We start from the raw sequence: 16425 nt of genomic DNA on the forward strand, positions 1-16425 counted from the left end.
TTCCTCAAGTGGTTCCTCAACACCCTGCTCGTCGGCACGATCTCTGCCGTCGGCTCGGTGCTGCTCGGCGCCCTCGCTGCCTATGCCTTCTCGCGCATGCGCTTCCGCGGCCGCCGCATCGGCCTGCTCAGCCTCCTGCTGGTGCAGATGTTCCCGCAGTTCCTCGCCATCACCGCGATCTTCCTTCTCATGGTCACGATCAGCGACATCTGGCCGCAGTTCGGGCTCGGAACGCACGCCGGACTCATCCTCATCTACCTCGGCGGCGCGCTCGGTGTGAACACCTTCCTCATGTACGGGTTCTTCAACACCGTGCCGACATCCATCGACGAGGCGGCGAAGATCGACGGCGCAGGGCATGCTCGCATCTTCTTCACGATCATCCTTCGACTGGTCGCGCCGATCCTCGCGGTGGTCGGGCTGCTGAGCTACATCGGGGTGGCGGGGGAGTTCGTGATCGCGAGCGTCATCCTCACCTCGCCCGACTCTCAGACTCTCGCCGTCGGGCTGTACACCTTCATCTCGCAGGCACAGTCGAAGAACTGGGGTGTCTTCGCGGCTGGTGCGGTCATCTCTGCCGTTCCGATCGTTACCCTGTTCCTATTCCTGCAGAAGTACATCGTCAGTGGCCTCACGGCCGGATCGGTTAAATAACTTGCCCCTTCCCCTCGTACCGCACCACGATGGCTCTCCACTCTATGTAGCGACTGCCGCACCCGTGATCGGCGAGGCGGTGACGGTGCGCGTTCGCGTGCCCGCGGCGTTCGGGCCGGTCACCGGTGTGCGCACGCGGTCGAACCCCGATCACGAGCCGGTCTTCACGACCGCCACCGTCGTGCGCTCAGCGGACGGCTGGGACTGGTGGCAGGCCGAGGTCGTCGTCGAGAACCCCGTGCACGGCTACCGCTTCCTGTTCTCGCACGCCGACGGCAGCCACAGCTGGCTCAACGCCTCCGGTCATCACCTCACCGAGGTGCGCGACGACGAGGACTTCAAGCTCGTCGCCTACCCTGAGCCCCCGGTGTGGGCGAAGAGCACGGTGATGTACCAGATCTTCCCCGATCGGTTCGCGCGGTCGAGCGATGCCGACGCACGCGAGCTGCCGCTGTGGGCAGAGCCGGCGGCGTGGACGGACGAGCCCGTCAACACCGGCGCGTCGACCCCGCGCCAGTTCTACGGTGGCGACCTGCTCGGCATAGAGCAGAAGCTCGACCACCTCGTCGGCCTCGGCGTCACGATGATCTACCTCACGCCGATCTTTCCCGCGCACTCCAACCACCGCTACGACGCTCTGTCGTTCTCCGAGGTCGATCCGCTTCTTGGCGGCGACGACGCCCTCATCTCCCTCGTGGCGGCGGCGCACGCGCGCGGCCTCAGCGTGATCGGCGACCTCACCTCCAACCACTCCGGCGATGCACACGAGTGGTTCACGTCGTCCCACCTCTCGCCTGGCACTCCAGAGAGCGAGTTCTACTACTGGCTCGACGACGAGCAGAAGGGCTACGTCTCGTGGCTCGGTGTTCCGTCACTGCCGAAGTTCAACTGGAGGTCGGCAGAGCTGCGCCGTCGCTTCATCGACGGCCCGGACTCCATCGTCGCCAAGTGGCTGAAGCCGCCGTACAGCTTCGACGGATGGCGCATCGACGTCGCGAACATGACAGGCCGCTACCTCGACGAAGACCTCAACGCCGAGGTGCGCCAGCTCATTCGCAAGACCATGATCGACGTGAACCCCGACACCATCCTGCTCGGGGAGTCGACCAACGATGCCTCGAGCGACTTCCAGGGTGACGCATGGCACGGAGCGATGACCTACGCGAACTTCACCCGGCCGCTGTGGGGCTGGCTGTCGAAGAGCGTGCCGGAGTCGTGGTTCTTCGGGCTGCCATACGGCACGATCCCCTCGTACACCGGTCAGCAGTTCTTCGAGGCGCACTCGCGGTTCGCCGCCGGGTTCCCGTGGCGCACGCGGCTGCACAACATGAACGCCCTCGACACCCATGACACGGCGCGGTTCCGCACGTCGGCACTGCCCGGCGCGGTGCCGGTGGCGTTCGGGATGTCGGTGACCCTGCCCGGAATCCCCGTCGTCTTCGCCGGCGACGAGTTCGGCCTCGAGGGCGTGGACGGCGAGCACTCCCGCTCCCCGCTGCCATGGGATGCCCTCGCGCAGCAGGAGCCCGTCGCAACAGAGACGGTGGCGCTGTACTCGGAGCTCATCGCGCTTCGACGCGCGCACATCGCTCTCAACGACGGCGGCATCCGGTGGCTGCACGTGGGCGACGACGTGCTTGCCTTCGTGCGCGAGCACGAGGCGGAGAGCGTGCTGGTCGTGGCAGCGCGGGCCGACTTCGAGTTCCAACTCGAGGTGGACGCGCTGGCGGGCGAGGCTGCTGCGCTGTACGGCACGGCAGATCTCACGCGCGGCCCGGACGGCTGGGCGGTGGCGGGAAGCGGCCCGTCGTTCAGCGTGTGGCAGCTGCCGGGGATCCTGCCGTCGTAACGATCCGGCGACAGCACGAGAGTCAGCCTTAAGGACTACAGACACCGCTTCGAGCGGGGGCTAGATTGAGAAACGCTCGCGGGAACGCTCCCACGGAGCCAATCCGACTCTGAACCGCTGAAGGAGCCTGATGTCTCGACGTCGCGCCATTGTTCCCCCACTCGTCATCGGAGTCGCCGCACTCCTGCTCGTCGGCTGCGCAGGCCCGACCGGTAACGAGAAGCTGGATGCCGATAAGAGCCCGCTCTCCGAGTACTTCGACGCCCTCTACGGCGACCAGGACGAGGATGCATGGGCCGCCCAGCAGGAAGAGGTCGAGGAGCTCGTCGCCGCCTGCATGACCGACGAGGGCTTCGAGTACATCCCGGTCGACCAGGACCAGTACGACTTCATCGACGAGGACGGCCCGGAGTGGGGCACGAAGGAGTTCGCGGAGCAGAAGGGCTACGGCATGCAGCAGTCCGAGGCCGAGATCGAGGAGATGAACTCCCAGTCCGAGGAGTACGTCGACCCGAACCAGGACTACGTCATGTCACTCTCCGAGAGCGAGCAGGCCGCGTTCTACGAGGTGCTCTATGGCGCGCCGTCGTACTCGGAGGAGGGCGAGGAGGCCGTCGAGTACGAGTACGACTGGACGACCGCCGGCTGCTACGGCGCCGCTCAGCACGAGGTGCAGGGAGAGCAGCCCTACGACGACGACAAGTACAAGTCGCTCTTCGACGACATGCAGAAGATGTATGAAGACCTGCAGAAGACTCCAGAGGCCAAGAAGGCAGACGCCGACTGGGCCGACTGCATGGCCGACGCGGGCGAGCCCGGCTTCTCCAAGAAGCAGGATGCCGTCGAGGAGATCAGCAACGCCCTCAACGAGGTCTACGAGGCCAACCCCACCGGTGAGCTCGACCAGACCGCGGAGCTTGCAGAGCTGCGCGATCGCGAGTTCGAGCTCGCGCTGATCGACTTCGAGTGCGGGGAGAAGGTCGACTACGAGCAGCGCACGCTCGCCGGCCAGTTCGAGCTGGAGAAGAAGTTCATCAAGACCCACCAGAAGCAGCTCGACGAGATCGTAGCCAATGCCAAGTAGCACCACGACGACCCGATCTGTCACGAGCGGATGGGGCCGGCTGTTTAGCAGCAACCGCATCATCTGGGTGATCGCCGCCGTCGCGGTGGTCTCCCTGCTCGCGGGCATGCTGCTCAGCCGCTTCATCGTCTCGCCGGGCGAGCTCGCCTCGAGCACCACGGCACCGGAGTCCGGTCTCATCACCGTGCCGATCGAGCAGCGTGTGCTGGCCAACGACGTCGTGGTTCGCGGTGACGCCAACTACGCCGACTCCGTCGAGGTCAAGATCGAGACGGGTGACATCGGCGGTCCGGCCGTGGTCACCGGCCAGGTGCCGGAGGTCGGCGCGACGCTCGTCGGAGCAGCTGTTGCGCTCGAGGTCGCCGGTCGCCCCGTCATCGTGCTTCCGGGAGAGCTGCCGGTGTACCGCACACTGCGCATCGGCGTCTCCGGCCCCGACGTCATCCAGCTCAAGCAGGCGCTGCAGGCGGTCGGCATCAATCCGGGCAACGTGGGGTCGAACGTCTTCGACTCCGCGACGTCGGCCGGAGTCGCCGCTCTCTACGCACTCGTCGGCTACACCCCGCCCGCTTCTCCGGAGGGGACCAAGGAGTCACTGCAGGCGGCCAACGACGGCGTCATCAGCGCCCAGCAGTCGCTCGCGCAGGCACAGGCAGCCCTTGCCACTGCGTCGGGCGGGCCGTCATCCGTCGTGATCCTCGAGCAGCAGAATCTCGTGCGGGCCGCAGAGCGCGTCGTCGACGACGAGTGCACGGCAGCCCCCGGTTCAAACGCGTGCGAAGCCGCGAACGACGACCTCGCCCTCGCGCTCGCTCGCCAGGCCGAGGCGCTCGCTCCCGGGAGCACGGCATCGGAGCGCGCTGCCGTGCAGTCGGCGAGCCAGCAGCTCACGGCTGCGCGCAGCATGCTCGCCGAGGCCCGCGAGGGCACCCTGACCTACCTTCCGTCGAGCGAGGTGCTCTACCTCGAGGGGCTGCCGCGCCGCGTCGACGAGGTCATGGTCGAGCGGGGCTCCATCATCACGGCCGCCGCCATGCGGGTGTCTGGCGCGAGCCTGCTCATCACCGCATCGGCCAGTTCTGCGGATGCCGCACTCCTCACCGTGGGAACCAAGGCGACCATGACCCTCGCCGACGAGTCCGAGATCACGGCGACGATCACGCTGCTCGAGCCGAAGGAGTCCACCGACGGCAAGGCCGACGCGGGCGCGAGGTACGTCATCGAGCTCACGCCAGACGAGCTGACCGACGACCAGCTCGCCATCCTCCGCGGCACCAACGTGCGCGTCAGCATCCCGGTCAGCTCCACCGACGGAGAGGTGCTCGCGGTTCCGCTTGCCGCCCTCACCGCAGGGGCTGGCGGAGAGTCGCGCATCGAGGTCAGCACGGGCGATGGCGACGAGACTCGGCTCATCGAGGTGACCACCGGGCTCGCCGCCGGCGGCTACGTCGAGATCACCGCGGTCGACGACGACATCGCCGAGGGCGATCTCGTCGTGGTCGGTCGATGACGGCAGCGCCCGTCGTCGAGGTCGTCAACCTCACCCGTTCGTTCCCGGGCCCACCGGAGGTGCAGGCTCTCAAGAGCATCAACCTTCGGGTCGAGGCGGGAGACTACCTCTCGATCGTCGGCCCGAGCGGCTCCGGCAAGTCGACGATGCTCAACGTGCTCGGGCTGCTCGACCGGCCGAGCGTCGGAGAGTACTACCTCGACGGCACGCTGACGGCGATCGCCGACGAAGACGAGCGGGCGGCCCTTCGCGCACGAAAGATCGGCTTCGTCTTTCAGGCATTCCACCTGCTGCCCCATCGCACGGTGCTCGACAACGTGCTGCTGGCCACCCTCTACAGCGGTGTGCCGCGCGCCGAGCGCGAGCAGCGCGCCCGCGACGCCCTCGAGCGGGTCGGTCTCGGCCACCGCGTCGGGTTCAAGCCGACGACCCTCTCTGGCGGTGAGCAGCAGCGCGTCGCCGTCGCGCGGGCCGTGGTGGCGCAGCCAACCCTCCTTCTCGCCGACGAGCCGACCGGCAACCTCGATCTGAAGACATCCGGCGAGGTCATGGCGCTGTTCGAAGAGCTCAACCACGACGGCCTCACCCTCGTCATCATCACCCATGACGACGCGATCGCGGCACGGGCGGGTCGCCGCATCCAGATCAGCGACGGCCACCTGTCGGAGATCGCATGAGAATACGGATGCCGAAACTGCCAGAGCGCCTTCGCCCGCGCCTGCCAGAGGCGGTGCGCTCGCGCCTTCCCCGCCGACGCGCCTCGACGCACGTGCTCGAGGCGGTGCCGCGCGGCGACCGCTTCACGTTCCAGGACCTCGTGGTCGAGGCATCCCATGGTATCGGGGCCCGGCCCGCCCGCCTCATCATGACGACGCTCGGCACGGTGCTCGGCATCGCATCCCTCGTCGTCACCATCGGCTTCGCGCAGACCGCTGCTGCCCAGCTCTCCCGCCAGTTCGACATGGTGGCCGCCACCCAGGTCATCATCGAACCCGAGACGGCCTTCAACGGTGCGACGGGCCAGGAGCAGGCGATCGCCCGCCTGCCGTGGGATGCGGCAGACCGCGTTCAGCGGCTCAACGGCGTCGAGCGCGCCGGCCTCGTGGCAGAGATCCCGCTCGGCGACCTCCGCATCACCGCTGTTCCCGTCAACGACCCGTCTCAGCCGGAGACGTTCAGCCCTCCGGTGCTCGCCACGAGCGGCGGGCTGCTCGACGCCGTTCGCGGAACCGTCGTCACCGGGCGGTACTTCGACTCCGGCCACGACGCGCGGGGCGACCGCGTGGTGGTGCTCGGCGAGGAGGCCGCGAAGCAGCTTGGCATCAACCGGGTCGACAGCCAGCCGTCGATCTTCATCGGCGAGAAGTCGTACACCGTCATCGGCATCGTTGGCGGCATGGAGAGCAGGGTCGACATGCTCGACTCCGTCATGATCCCGCTCGGCACCGCGCGCGCCGAGTTCGGGCTCGCCGCTGCCGACGAGCTGCAGATCGAGATCGCCCTCGGCGCTGGCGACCTCGTCGGTCGTCAGGCGCCGATCTCGCTCGACCCGAACGCACCGGAGAACTTCAGCGTGCAGGCTCCGGCCTCGACCTCGGAGCTGCAGCAGAACGTGCAGGCAGACGTCGACGTCATCTTCCTCATCCTCGGGGCGATCGCCCTGCTGGCGGGCGGTGTCGGCATCGCCAACGTCACCCTCCTCTCGGTGATGGAGCGGGTCGGCGAGATCGGACTTCGTCGGGCTCTCGGTGCGACGCGGCGAAGCATCTCGTGGCAGTTCATGGTCGAGTCGGTGGTGATCGGCCTGCTCGGCGGTCTCATCGGCTCCGCAGTCGGTGTGTTCGCCGTGGTGATCGTGTCGGTGGTGCAGCAGTGGACGCCGGTGCTCGATGTCTGGCTGGCGATCGGAGCGACCATCCTCGGTGCGGTTGTCGGCCTCGCCGCCGGCGCCTACCCTGCCCTGCGCGCATCGCGCATCGAGCCGATCGCAGCCCTTCGCGGCGCGCGCTGACCTCTGCTGCCTGAACCCCAAACCTGTACCCCTTTCTAGGTTCTACCGCAGCATTCGCCCGACCTGTTGACTGGGGCCCATGGCTGCAGAGCGCACATTCCTCATCGCCGACGTCAACGCTCTGCTCATCGCAGAGCCGACCGCCGAGTCGCGGCCGATCCTCGACACCGATCTCCGCGATGTCGCCCAGACCCTCGTCGACGCGAGCAACGGCACGGGCGGGGGCGAGATGACCCTGGATGTGGCGAACGCGCTCATCATGGAGCTGATGGCCGGATCCACCGGTGAGCCGCACCGCCCCACCTGGCTCGGCGTGTGGGAGGGCTCCGGCCCGCCGGTGAGTGTCGTGCTGTGCACGATGTGGCGGGGGATGCCGTTCATCGCGAGCGTCGCATCCGCACCGAAGGTGCAGAACCGCGGCTACGCGAGCTCGCTCGTGCGGGAGGCGGCGGCGATCTTCGAGGCCAACGGCGACACCCACGTCGGGCTCTCGCTCGACCGCGACAACCCGGCCGTGCACCTGTTCAACGAGCTCGGCTTCAAGGAGATGTTCTCGGCTGCATCGCTCTAGGCCTCGCGATCAAAACAGGGTCGCGTGGATGCTAGTCTCTTACGGTGCCAAAGCAGCTTTGTGCTGCGTTGCGCGCCCCCTTAGCTCATTGGTAGAGCACTTCCTTGGTAAGGAAGAGGTAGTGGGTCCGATTCCCACAGGGGGCTCTGTAATCATCAGAGTCAGCGATTTCTCTGACGTTTGCAGTTTGGCTGAGTAGCTCAGTTGGTTAGAGCGCACGACTCATAATCGTGAGGTCGCGGGATCGTGCCCCGCCTCAGCTACCGGAAACATACGGGATTTGCACTCGAACCGCCAGCAAGTGCAGCCGAAAGTGCAGCCGATCACGAGAAAGTGCGGCCAGCGCGGGCCTTTGTGCGTCGCTCCCGAAGCCGCTGCAGTCGTTTCACAAGCTCCGGCATCTCCGCGATCGCAGCAGGCTTGTCAATGACCAGGTGCAGCCGCTGCTGGTACCTCGAGGCGTGCCATCCGAAGTCCTTCTGGATCGCCTCTTCCTTCCGACCCGTGAGCCTGCCGCCCCACAGCTCTTCGAACTCCAACAGGACACGGTCAGCGTCGGCGAGTTCGGGCATGACGACATCTTCCTCTGCGCAGTGAACTAGAGATACCCTCAACGCATGACCGAGACCGAATCGACGCCGGCAAATGGCTACAGCAAGCTTCTGCTTTGGGGAGGGTGGGCGCTCGTTGCCGCCGGGGCCATCATCGGCTTCGCCGCGAAGGGTGCAGCCGAGCGAGAAGCGAACATCGACGAGTACACGGCGAGCTTCTCCGGCTACCTAATTGACGTCGAGCCCAACTATGCAGGAGCGTGGGCTGGTGCCTTTGTCGCCGTGTTGGGGATCGTCATGCTGTTGATCTTCGTCGCCAAGCGAGCACGATGAGCGACCGCGACTAATATCGAGATCTGCAGGGCCGGCTGCTTCTTGAGTCTCGAGGAGCACCATGGGCGCCAACCGGCGATACAGCGACGACCCGCGCTGGGATCCGCGCGTGCTGCCTCCAACCCGCCTGACGCGCCCAAGTCATCGTGAATCGTGACCTCCAAATCGGGCGACGTGTCACCTGTTGGCTAGCACCGCCGAACATCAACCGCTGGTCGCGTCTCCGAGCGCAGCCGCCGGCGACCCACGCGCGAGGCACCGATGGAGATGCTTCTTACCGTCAGGGTGCTCGGCATGCTCTGACGCTCCGCGTCTACCGCCCCGGCCCAATCCCTCGGTCCCGCGGCACTTGGTTCGACTGCTGCCATGACCGAAACCGCAGGCGACAACGCCAATCCATCCTCAACGACCGCGACTGCGAGCTCGCAGGCTGCGACCTCACCGTGGGTGTTGAGGGGTCGACGACCACGGAACCACAGCCAGCTACCCCTTCGAGTTCCGAGGATCGCTGCCCGGGAAGACGGTGTCCTTGGCGCGGATCGCTCCGTTCTCACCATGGATGTTCAGTTCGCCGCCACCGTTGTTCTGCAGCCAGGTGCGAGCCGCGTTGATCGCGGTGCTTTGCAGGGCGTGAGTGGATATTGCAGTCCCGTTGGCCTTGACCTGCCAGTTGGTGCCGCTGGGTACTACGTGAGCTTGAGCCATATGTGACTCCTTTCGGGGTTTGGAGTCCTGACGGTACTCGCGATGTCCTCACACGCAAAGGAATCCTCATGGCACGCACTCGCGCCAGACACATGTACCTGTTGCCGGACCAGGTATTCAGAAGGGCAAAGGGCTCGACGCCGCCCCCGCTCCACTGCCGACGGTGGCAACCTCGACCACTACAAATCAGTCGGTCAATACCCGTAGTTGCAGGAGGGTCCGAACAACTTCCGGCTCCAGCACGCGCTCTGGAGCCAGGTCGCCGGCCCTGATAGGCACGAGCTTGGGCTCGGCGAACGAGTGCCCGACTGGCGGTGAGCTAGAGCGGGACGATGAATCGGTTCGGTTCGGACTCCGGCTCGTCGACGTAGCGCCACTGCAGAATGAGCCGCCTCGGTCGCAGGCTGGATGTTTTGAGGGCCACGAAGTCGAACGATTCTCCTATGTCGTAGGTCCCGTTCTGGTGCCCGTAGATGCGAATCATGCGCTCGGCTTCGTCGGGTTCAGCCTCGATCTGAACGAGGTGGACTGGCCGGCCCGCGGTGTTGATCATCTGGTACATCTGACCCTTGACCCAGCGTGGTCCCGACCACGCTGGGGGCCGAGTTTCGGCCTCACGAAGCTCGTTGGCTCGCTCTTGCGCTTCGGCCTGCCTCACGAATGCAGCCGACGAGACTCGCGCTAGATTCTGAATTTCGTCTCGCGCTCTGCGAGCTTCAACTACCGCAGCTTCCGCGTCCACTCGCGCTCTAGTTGCGACCTTTGCCTGGACGATGGCAGCAACGGCGGCCGCCCCGGAGACCACGAGCACTCCGAAGGCGACTATCAGCTCGGCGAGGTTCATGCCCACACACTAGAGCGAGATCTCCACAGTGGCATCCAGTCTTTGGCGTATCCATGGCCGCTGGTGGGGCTCGCTTCTACGTCTGGAAGGGTTGGTCGAGCTCGCCCGGCTGGCCGGAGAAGAAGTACTCGGTTGGTCCTGTCGCCCCAGACTCGACGTACACCGACTTGGTGAAGTACCGCGAGCCTCCCGCCACCCACTGGTACCAGACGTAGCACCCGGAGTCGTTGGGCATAGAGACTTGAAGTCGCGCTCCTGTTTTAAGGTCGCCCAGCGGGTTCGTCGTCATCATGCGGCCGAAGTGCGACCCGCTCGTGATGCCGTCGCCCTGGCCAAGGTCGAACGCAGTGACCTCGCCAAGCCGCTCGATCTCCCACTGACCTCCGCCTCGCCCTCTGAGAACGAAGTCTGGACTGCCCTTGGGCGTCCGACTCGGAGCCTCGGCGTACACCCACAGCAACGCGCTCAGCGCGGCCGCAGGCACTAGCCACCACAACCACTGGTAAGGCCAGAGCGAGAAGTCGTTAAGGTTCGAATAGCCGGCGACTGTTGTTCCCCAGATCCCGAAGCTTCCTGCCAGTCCAGCTACTGCGACTTTCGATAGTTGATTGCGCACGTCCACACCCTAGATGGAGCGGACCACACTTATCGCGGCCGAAGTGGCGCGAAGTCCCTATCGGCGTCGGGCGCGGTTATGATCATCACGACCGGAGCGGCTTCTCGTGTGATCGGCAAGCGGCCACCTCGGGCGGTGCAGCAACCCATCGGCGCGAGTTTCCATTCTGGAATACCGATTGACGGGTCGTGCACGCGGCGTTTGAACAGCCGATGGGTGTTTCGGCGCACGCGAAAACTCCCCGGTGACCCATCGTCACCAGGGAGTCTCCGTCGTCGACTCGATCTAGGCCGGCCCATTCCACGTCTGATTCGGCCCGCCAACGCAGTCCCACACGATGAGCTGTCGCCCGTTGGTGGTGTTGCCGGCGTCGAGGTCGAGGCAGCGGCCAGCAGCGACGTTTCGCAGTTGGCCGTTGGAGAAACGGCTCCACTGCTGGTTCGCGGCGTTAGCCACGCACGCTGCAGCGCTGACGAGCGCTCCATTGCCGAGCGACGTCGCCGCGAGCTGCATGCACGCGCCCGACGTTGTCATGGTGCCGTTCGCGTTGAGTCGCCAGGTCTGGTTGACGAGCCCGTTGCACGCCCAGATCTGCACCCTGCCCGACGCCACATCCCGGTCGACGCACGAGCTCGACGTGCTCCACTGCACCCGCCCCGTCGCCGCGGTGTACGGCGGGCCGACCCAGCTCTGGTTGCGGGTGCCGACGCAGTCGTACACCTGCAGCGGGTTGCCGTTGGTGAAGCTGGCCGACGGCACGTCGAGGCAGCGGTTCGACGCGAGGTTGATGAGGGAGCCGAAGTTGCCCTGCCGCCACTTCTGGTTCGCGGCCCCGGTGCAGCCCGCGACGGTGACCGGTGTCATGTTCGCGGTCTGGCCCGGCGGCAGCTGCAGGCAGACCCCGCTCGTGGTGACCTGGCCGAAGCTGTCCATCGCCCAGGTCTGGTTGGGGTTGCCGAGGCAGCTCCAGAGCTGCGCTTTGCCGGTCGCCACATCGCGGTCGACGCACATGTTCTGGTGGGCGGTCGAGGCGATCGCACTGGACGGCGCGACTCCGGTGGGGGAGGGCAGCCACGTGGATGCGATGGGCGAGAACGAGAGCGACGTCAACGTCACCGATCCGCCCGTTGCATACAGCTTGATGCCACGGCTGCCGACCGAGGAGTCGAACGCGACGTTGTCACTGAACACCATCTTGCCGCCGTTGCCGAACACCTCGAGCTGGCCACGGTCGACGAGGAGCCGGATCGTGACCTGGTTCGCGATGGGCGGCAGCGACATCCCGTAGAGGCTTTGCGTGGCCGTCGTGTAGGCGACCGTTCGGTCGCTCGAGCCATCCGCGCGAGCGTGCAGCCGGAAGCCGAACTCGGATGCCGTGGCTCCAGCCAGGGAGAACACCGCCGTCAGCTCGTAGGTGTCTGCCGAGATCCCCGCGAGAGGATCGCTGGAGGGGTTGGTCGTGATCGACCGGGTGCCCCAGGTCTGCGTCGAGCTGCGGATGCCCGCGATCTCGCTGACCGGGTTGCGGGTGATGCGGATTCCCTCCGGGTAGGTCTTCAACCCGAGCTCGACCGGGAAGGAGGCGTTGCCCGTCCAGGTGACGCCCGCGTTGCTCGGCTGCCAGCCCATCTGCACCACGCGCCCGCCCGGCAGCTGGTTGAAGGTCTGCGGTGCGTACCAGACCGACGGGGCGAAGGCGGCATCCGACTTGCCCCACTCCATGCGCTGGGGCGAGGCCCAGTCGGAGACGAAGACTCCGGCAGCGTTCAGCGAGCCGATGACGTACTCCCCGCTGGCATCCTGGAGCACCCACTTCTGGGTGGCGCCGCCGTCGACGGAGAGCAGGTAGAGGTCGGGGCACTCGACGAACCAGCCGGCCGCGAAGACGCCACGGTACGTCCACGAGAGCAGGTTGGTGGAGGTGTAGAAGACCGCACCCGTGCCGGCGCGGAAGGTGACCATGACCCAGCGGTTGTTCGCCGCATCCCACTGCACCTTCGGATCCCGTGCCTCCGTCGCATCGGTGATGACCTTGGCCCCGCCGTTGTACATCTGGAAGGTGCGCGCGCCATCGGTGGAGTATGCGATGCTGACGCCCTCGGTGTTGGTGAAGAGCAGGATGGGGTCGTCGGCCCCCGACTTCAGGCCGGTGACGTTGTTGACATCGACCCATCCCGCCCCCGACCACAGCGTGGCGTTGTGCACTCCTGGTTCGAGAGCGATGGGCTGCTGCGTCCAGTGCACGAGGTCTGGGCTGGTCGCGTGGCCCCAGTGCATGGTGTCCCAGGCGAGCCCGTGGGGGTTGTGCTGGAAGAACACGTGGTACACGCCACGGTAGTAGAGCGGGGCGTTGATGTCGTTCATGAACCCGTTCTGCGGACTGAAGTGGAACTGCCCGCGGAATGCCTCGGTGTAGTCGGTCGCCGCGTACGGGTACTCCGGGTAGTCCGACGGCGCGCCGGCCGAGGCGCGGTCTGCGGGCGGCAGGGCCGTGAGCCCGGCCGCGAGCAGGGCAACGCCGAGCACGGCGGCGAGCTGGCGCCTCACGGGGTTGCCCGGAATCCGTAGGTGGCCGGAGCGATGGCCTGGAACTCGGCAAGGGTGCCGCAGTCGAGAACCTTCGTGTTCGTTGTCACGCCATCGAGCACTGCCGATCGCACGGCCACGTTCGCAGCATGGTGGTTCATCGCGATGTAGTTGTTGCTGCCCGACTTCACGAGAACGAGAGTCGGCGTCGCGCCCGACGGGATGATGTTGGCGGCGGGAACATCGAACGAGAAGTGGTTGCCGCTGACGGTATTGCCGTTGCCGTTGATGTGCACGAGACCGAAGAGGTCGTCGACCGGGTTCGGCACACCGAGGAACGGCCCGAACGACTCCTTGTTGCGAAGGAAATGGTTCGCGCCGACCAGGTTGTTGTGGCAGGCGCCCTCGAAGGTGATCATTCCGCCGTAGAAGGCGTGAAGCCGGTTCGCCGTGATCGTGTTGTTGGTGCAGTTCTTGAAGTGCACAGAGCTCTTGCCCCGGGGGAAGATGTTGTTGCCAGACACGATCAGCCCGAAGTGGCCCTCGGCGAAGATCGAGAACCCGACCGGTCCGGCTCCGATGAGGTTGTCGTTGACCATGCTCGCCTGGCCAGAGGCGACCAGCTCGATGCAGTTGCCGCACTCGGCGATGAAGTTGTTGGTGACAGAGAGAGCGTCGGCCCCCGTGATGACGAGGCCGCGCTGCAGGTAGACCATGCCCATGCCGGCGATGCGCAGCGAGTCGGTGTCGCTGGTGGATCGGATGCCGATCTTGCCGTTGAGGTAGCTGTTCTGGTTGGGAGTGAACGAGAGCCCGTCGAGGCAGAAGTCGATGAGCTCGATCGAGCTGAGGCGAGGAGAGCCGCCCCGGTTGATCAGGATCGCCTCGGCATTGCCGTCGGTGTTCTCCACCTTGATGCGGCTTCCTCCCGGCCAGATCTCGAACCAGCTCGCAGTGCTTCCCGCGTTGTAGCGGATGCTCGACGAGGTGAATCCGTGGCCGGAGCCCTTGATCTGCAGGTAGCTGATGTCGATCACGATGCGGGTCTTGAGCGAGTAGTCGCCCGGTGGGATGTAGATGACAGCCCCTGGCTTGGAGGCCTGGGTGGGCTGGTTGGCCTTGATGTCGGCGATGATGCTGTTCACGATCGCGCCGATGTCGGTGTAGGCGGTCGTCGCCGGACTGCTGGGAATCGTCCAGGTGGTCACGTCGTAGATGGTCGAAGGCATATCGGTCTCTTTCTCGCGATGAGGCGGGTGGGGGTGGGGGTTAGATCACGCCGAGCAGGGTGCGATGGGCACGCACGGGGACGGCTGACGCTGCCGCTTCGGCAGGGCTGGCCGGCGATGCGCTCGACAGGCTCAGCCAGGCGACTGCAGCGGCGCCTGCGCTGGCAATCAAGAACGTCCGGCGGGACGGGGTGGACAGACACACGATTTCTCCCTCTTCGTTGAGCGGATCGCCAAAAGGTTTTGGCGTTCGCGGGTTGGTGAACGGTAGGGCGACGACCGGTCTGGGTCAAGCGATTGCGGGCACGAGCCCGGTTTTGGCACGGCTTTGGCACGCTGAGGCGCGCAGCGACTTCGCACTGCCGAAGTTTTTGGCTGTTTTTGGCAGTGGACAGGATGCCAGCGCAGCGCCGACAATCATGCCAAGACGTTTTGCCAAAACGTTTAATCACCTATATCGTGATTCTCAACACAGTGCGTAGCAGAGCTGCTACAGAAAAAGGAGTCGAAGTGAAGACGCTTCGGAACACCCAAGGTCGCACCCGAACAGCAGTCCTCGGGTCGGCCGTCATCGTCGTTGCCGGCCTCGTCCTCAGCGGATGCGGTGCAGGCACAACCGGTGCCAGCGATGGTGCCGACGAACTGACTGTCCTCGTCGAAGGCGGAGGGCTCGCCGAGCTGCAGCCGATCGCCGACCTCTACGAAGAGGAGACCGGCACGGCCATCAAGCTCGTCGAGCTGCCCTATGACGGTCTCTACGACCGCATCCAGACGGAGCTCGGATCCGGCTCGGTGTCGTTCGACATCGCCGCCCTCGACGCCATCTGGCTCAGCGCGTTCGCCGACGGCGTCGCGCCGCTCGACGACCTGTTCACCGACGAGGTCACGAGCGACCTCTTCCCCGGGCTGGTCTCTGAGGCGCAGGTCGGCGGTGCCTTCGTGGGCATGCCGATCTTCACCAACTCCGAGATCCTCTACTACCGCACCGACCTGTTCAACGACGAGACGAACAAGGCCGACTTCGAGGCAGAGTACGGCTACCCCCTCGCACCGCCGACGACGTGGGAGCAGTACACGGATGTCGCGGCGTTCTTCACCCGCGACACCGACGGAGACGGTGAGATCGATCTCTACGGCACCGACGTCAAGGGCGCTGTCGAGACGGAATGGCTTGCGACCGTATCGCAGGCAGGCGAGACGCAGATGGTGCTCGACCCCGCCAGCGGCGAGGTCACCATCGACAGCGCAGACCACCTCGCTGCTCTCGACTTCTACACCAGCCTGCTGCCCTACGCCCCTGCGGGTGCAGCGCAGCTCGACTGGGCCGGCTCGCAGAACCTGTTCTACCAGGGCCAGCTCGCCATGATGCGGTTCTGGGGTCACGCCTACACGCAGACGCCGGATGACGCGGCGGTCAAGGGCAACATCGGCGCAGCGCCGATGATCGCGGGCCCCGGCGGCATCGCCGGCGTTCCCGGAGCCTGGTACCTCTCCGTGCCGACGGCTGGCTCCAAGCAGGAGGAGGCCAAGGACTTCATCGCGTTCGCCTACGAGCACAACGACCTGTCGATCGACACGTCGCTCGGGCTCGTCGCCCGGGTCTCGGCCTTCGAGTCCCAGAAGGACGTCGCCGGGCACGAGAACTACCCGGCCATCCTCGAGACGCTGAACTCGCCGGCGACGTTCGCACGGCCCGCTACTCCCAAGTGGCAGGAGATCGTCAACACGGTGCTCACGCCGATGCTGCAGAAGGCGGTGGAGCCGGGCGCCGACAACGCCGCCCTGCTCGCCGAGGCCAAGGCGCAGATCGAAGCGATCACCAAGTAGTACCCGCTCTGCGGGGTGGCTGCCATCGGGACAGTCGCCCCGCACCCCCCTACCCGAAGGAATGAACACATGGTTCTCACCGACCGACGTTTTGCCGCACTAATGATGGTGCCGG

General features: G+C 65.9%; 15 protein-coding genes and 2 tRNA genes. 11 read left to right on the forward strand and 6 right to left on the reverse strand.

Annotated elements, in window-relative coordinates:
- The 9 genes from AC14A7_RS00865 to AC14A7_RS00905 all read left to right on the forward strand — a co-directional run.
- A partial coding sequence (locus tag AC14A7_RS00865) for a sugar ABC transporter permease (RefSeq protein WP_484005991.1) occupies positions 1-654 on the forward strand: 654 nt, incomplete at its 5' end.
- A 64-nt stretch (positions 655-718) separates the two neighbouring features.
- On the forward strand, positions 719-2503 hold the full coding sequence (locus AC14A7_RS00870; RefSeq protein ID WP_484005992.1) for a glycoside hydrolase family 13 protein: 1785 nt from the start codon (positions 719-721) through the stop codon (positions 2501-2503).
- A gap of 130 nt (positions 2504-2633) precedes the next feature.
- On the forward strand, positions 2634-3587 hold the full coding sequence (locus AC14A7_RS00875) for a hypothetical protein (protein WP_484005993.1): 954 nt from the start codon (positions 2634-2636) through the stop codon (positions 3585-3587).
- Positions 3577-5097, forward strand: a complete 1521-nt coding sequence (locus AC14A7_RS00880) for an efflux RND transporter periplasmic adaptor subunit (RefSeq protein WP_484005994.1) — start codon at positions 3577-3579, stop codon at positions 5095-5097. The genes AC14A7_RS00875 and AC14A7_RS00880 overlap by 11 nt, the downstream gene beginning before the upstream one ends.
- Positions 5094-5774, forward strand: a complete 681-nt coding sequence (locus AC14A7_RS00885; protein WP_484005995.1) for an ABC transporter ATP-binding protein — start codon at positions 5094-5096, stop codon at positions 5772-5774. The genes AC14A7_RS00880 and AC14A7_RS00885 overlap by 4 nt, the downstream gene beginning before the upstream one ends.
- Before the next feature lie 8 nt (positions 5775-5782).
- Positions 5783-7108, forward strand: a complete 1326-nt coding sequence (locus AC14A7_RS00890; RefSeq protein ID WP_484005996.1) for an ABC transporter permease — start codon at positions 5783-5785, stop codon at positions 7106-7108.
- 79 nt (positions 7109-7187) lie between these two features.
- Positions 7188-7679: a GNAT family N-acetyltransferase gene (locus AC14A7_RS00895; protein WP_484005997.1), complete on the forward strand. Its 492-nt coding sequence runs from the start codon at positions 7188-7190 to the stop codon at positions 7677-7679.
- A 74-nt stretch (positions 7680-7753) separates the two neighbouring features.
- Positions 7754-7825: transfer RNA gene (locus AC14A7_RS00900), tRNA-Thr, on the forward strand.
- 43 nt (positions 7826-7868) lie between these two features.
- Positions 7869-7942, forward strand: a tRNA-Met gene (locus tag AC14A7_RS00905).
- Between the two features lie 60 nt (positions 7943-8002).
- On the opposite strand, the gene AC14A7_RS00910 is transcribed toward AC14A7_RS00905, so the two are convergent.
- Positions 8003-8251 (reverse strand): DUF3263 domain-containing protein, encoded by a 249-nt coding sequence (locus AC14A7_RS00910; RefSeq protein WP_484005998.1) that lies wholly within the window; start codon positions 8249-8251, stop codon positions 8003-8005.
- Between the two features lie 45 nt (positions 8252-8296).
- Between AC14A7_RS00910 and AC14A7_RS00915 the strand changes: the two genes are divergently transcribed.
- Positions 8297-8563, forward strand: coding sequence for a hypothetical protein (locus AC14A7_RS00915; RefSeq protein ID WP_484005999.1), 267 nt, complete (start codon positions 8297-8299; stop codon positions 8561-8563).
- 483 nt (positions 8564-9046) lie between these two features.
- Here the strand turns inward: AC14A7_RS00915 and AC14A7_RS00920 are convergent, their stop codons facing one another.
- The 5 genes from AC14A7_RS00920 to AC14A7_RS00940 form a co-directional block, all read right to left on the reverse strand.
- A complete protein-coding gene (locus AC14A7_RS00920; protein WP_484006000.1) occupies positions 9047-9268 on the reverse strand; it encodes a DUF2188 domain-containing protein in 222 nt (73 codons plus the stop codon).
- A 319-nt stretch (positions 9269-9587) separates the two neighbouring features.
- The gene (locus AC14A7_RS00925; protein WP_484006001.1) at positions 9588-10112 is read right to left on the reverse strand and encodes a hypothetical protein; all 525 of its coding nucleotides are present in this window, start codon (positions 10110-10112) and stop codon (positions 9588-9590) included.
- Positions 10113-10188: 76 nt separating this feature from the next.
- Positions 10189-10596 carry a hypothetical protein gene (locus AC14A7_RS00930; RefSeq protein WP_484006002.1) on the reverse strand — a complete coding sequence of 136 codons (408 nt, stop codon included), beginning with the start codon at positions 10594-10596 and terminating at the stop codon, positions 10189-10191.
- A 417-nt stretch (positions 10597-11013) separates the two neighbouring features.
- Positions 11014-13275, reverse strand: coding sequence for a ricin-type beta-trefoil lectin domain protein (locus AC14A7_RS00935; RefSeq protein ID WP_484006003.1), 2262 nt, complete (start codon positions 13273-13275; stop codon positions 11014-11016).
- Complete coding sequence (locus AC14A7_RS00940; protein ID WP_484006004.1) at positions 13272-14483, reverse strand: NosD domain-containing protein; 1212 nt, start codon at positions 14481-14483, stop codon at positions 13272-13274. The genes AC14A7_RS00935 and AC14A7_RS00940 overlap by 4 nt, the downstream gene beginning before the upstream one ends.
- A gap of 510 nt (positions 14484-14993) precedes the next feature.
- Between AC14A7_RS00940 and AC14A7_RS00945 the strand changes: the two genes are divergently transcribed.
- Positions 14994-16310, forward strand: coding sequence for an ABC transporter substrate-binding protein (locus AC14A7_RS00945; protein WP_484006005.1), 1317 nt, complete (start codon positions 14994-14996; stop codon positions 16308-16310).
- Positions 16311-16425: the final 115 nt, after the last annotated feature.

The sequence above is a fragment of the Conyzicola sp. genome (assembly GCF_057073975.1).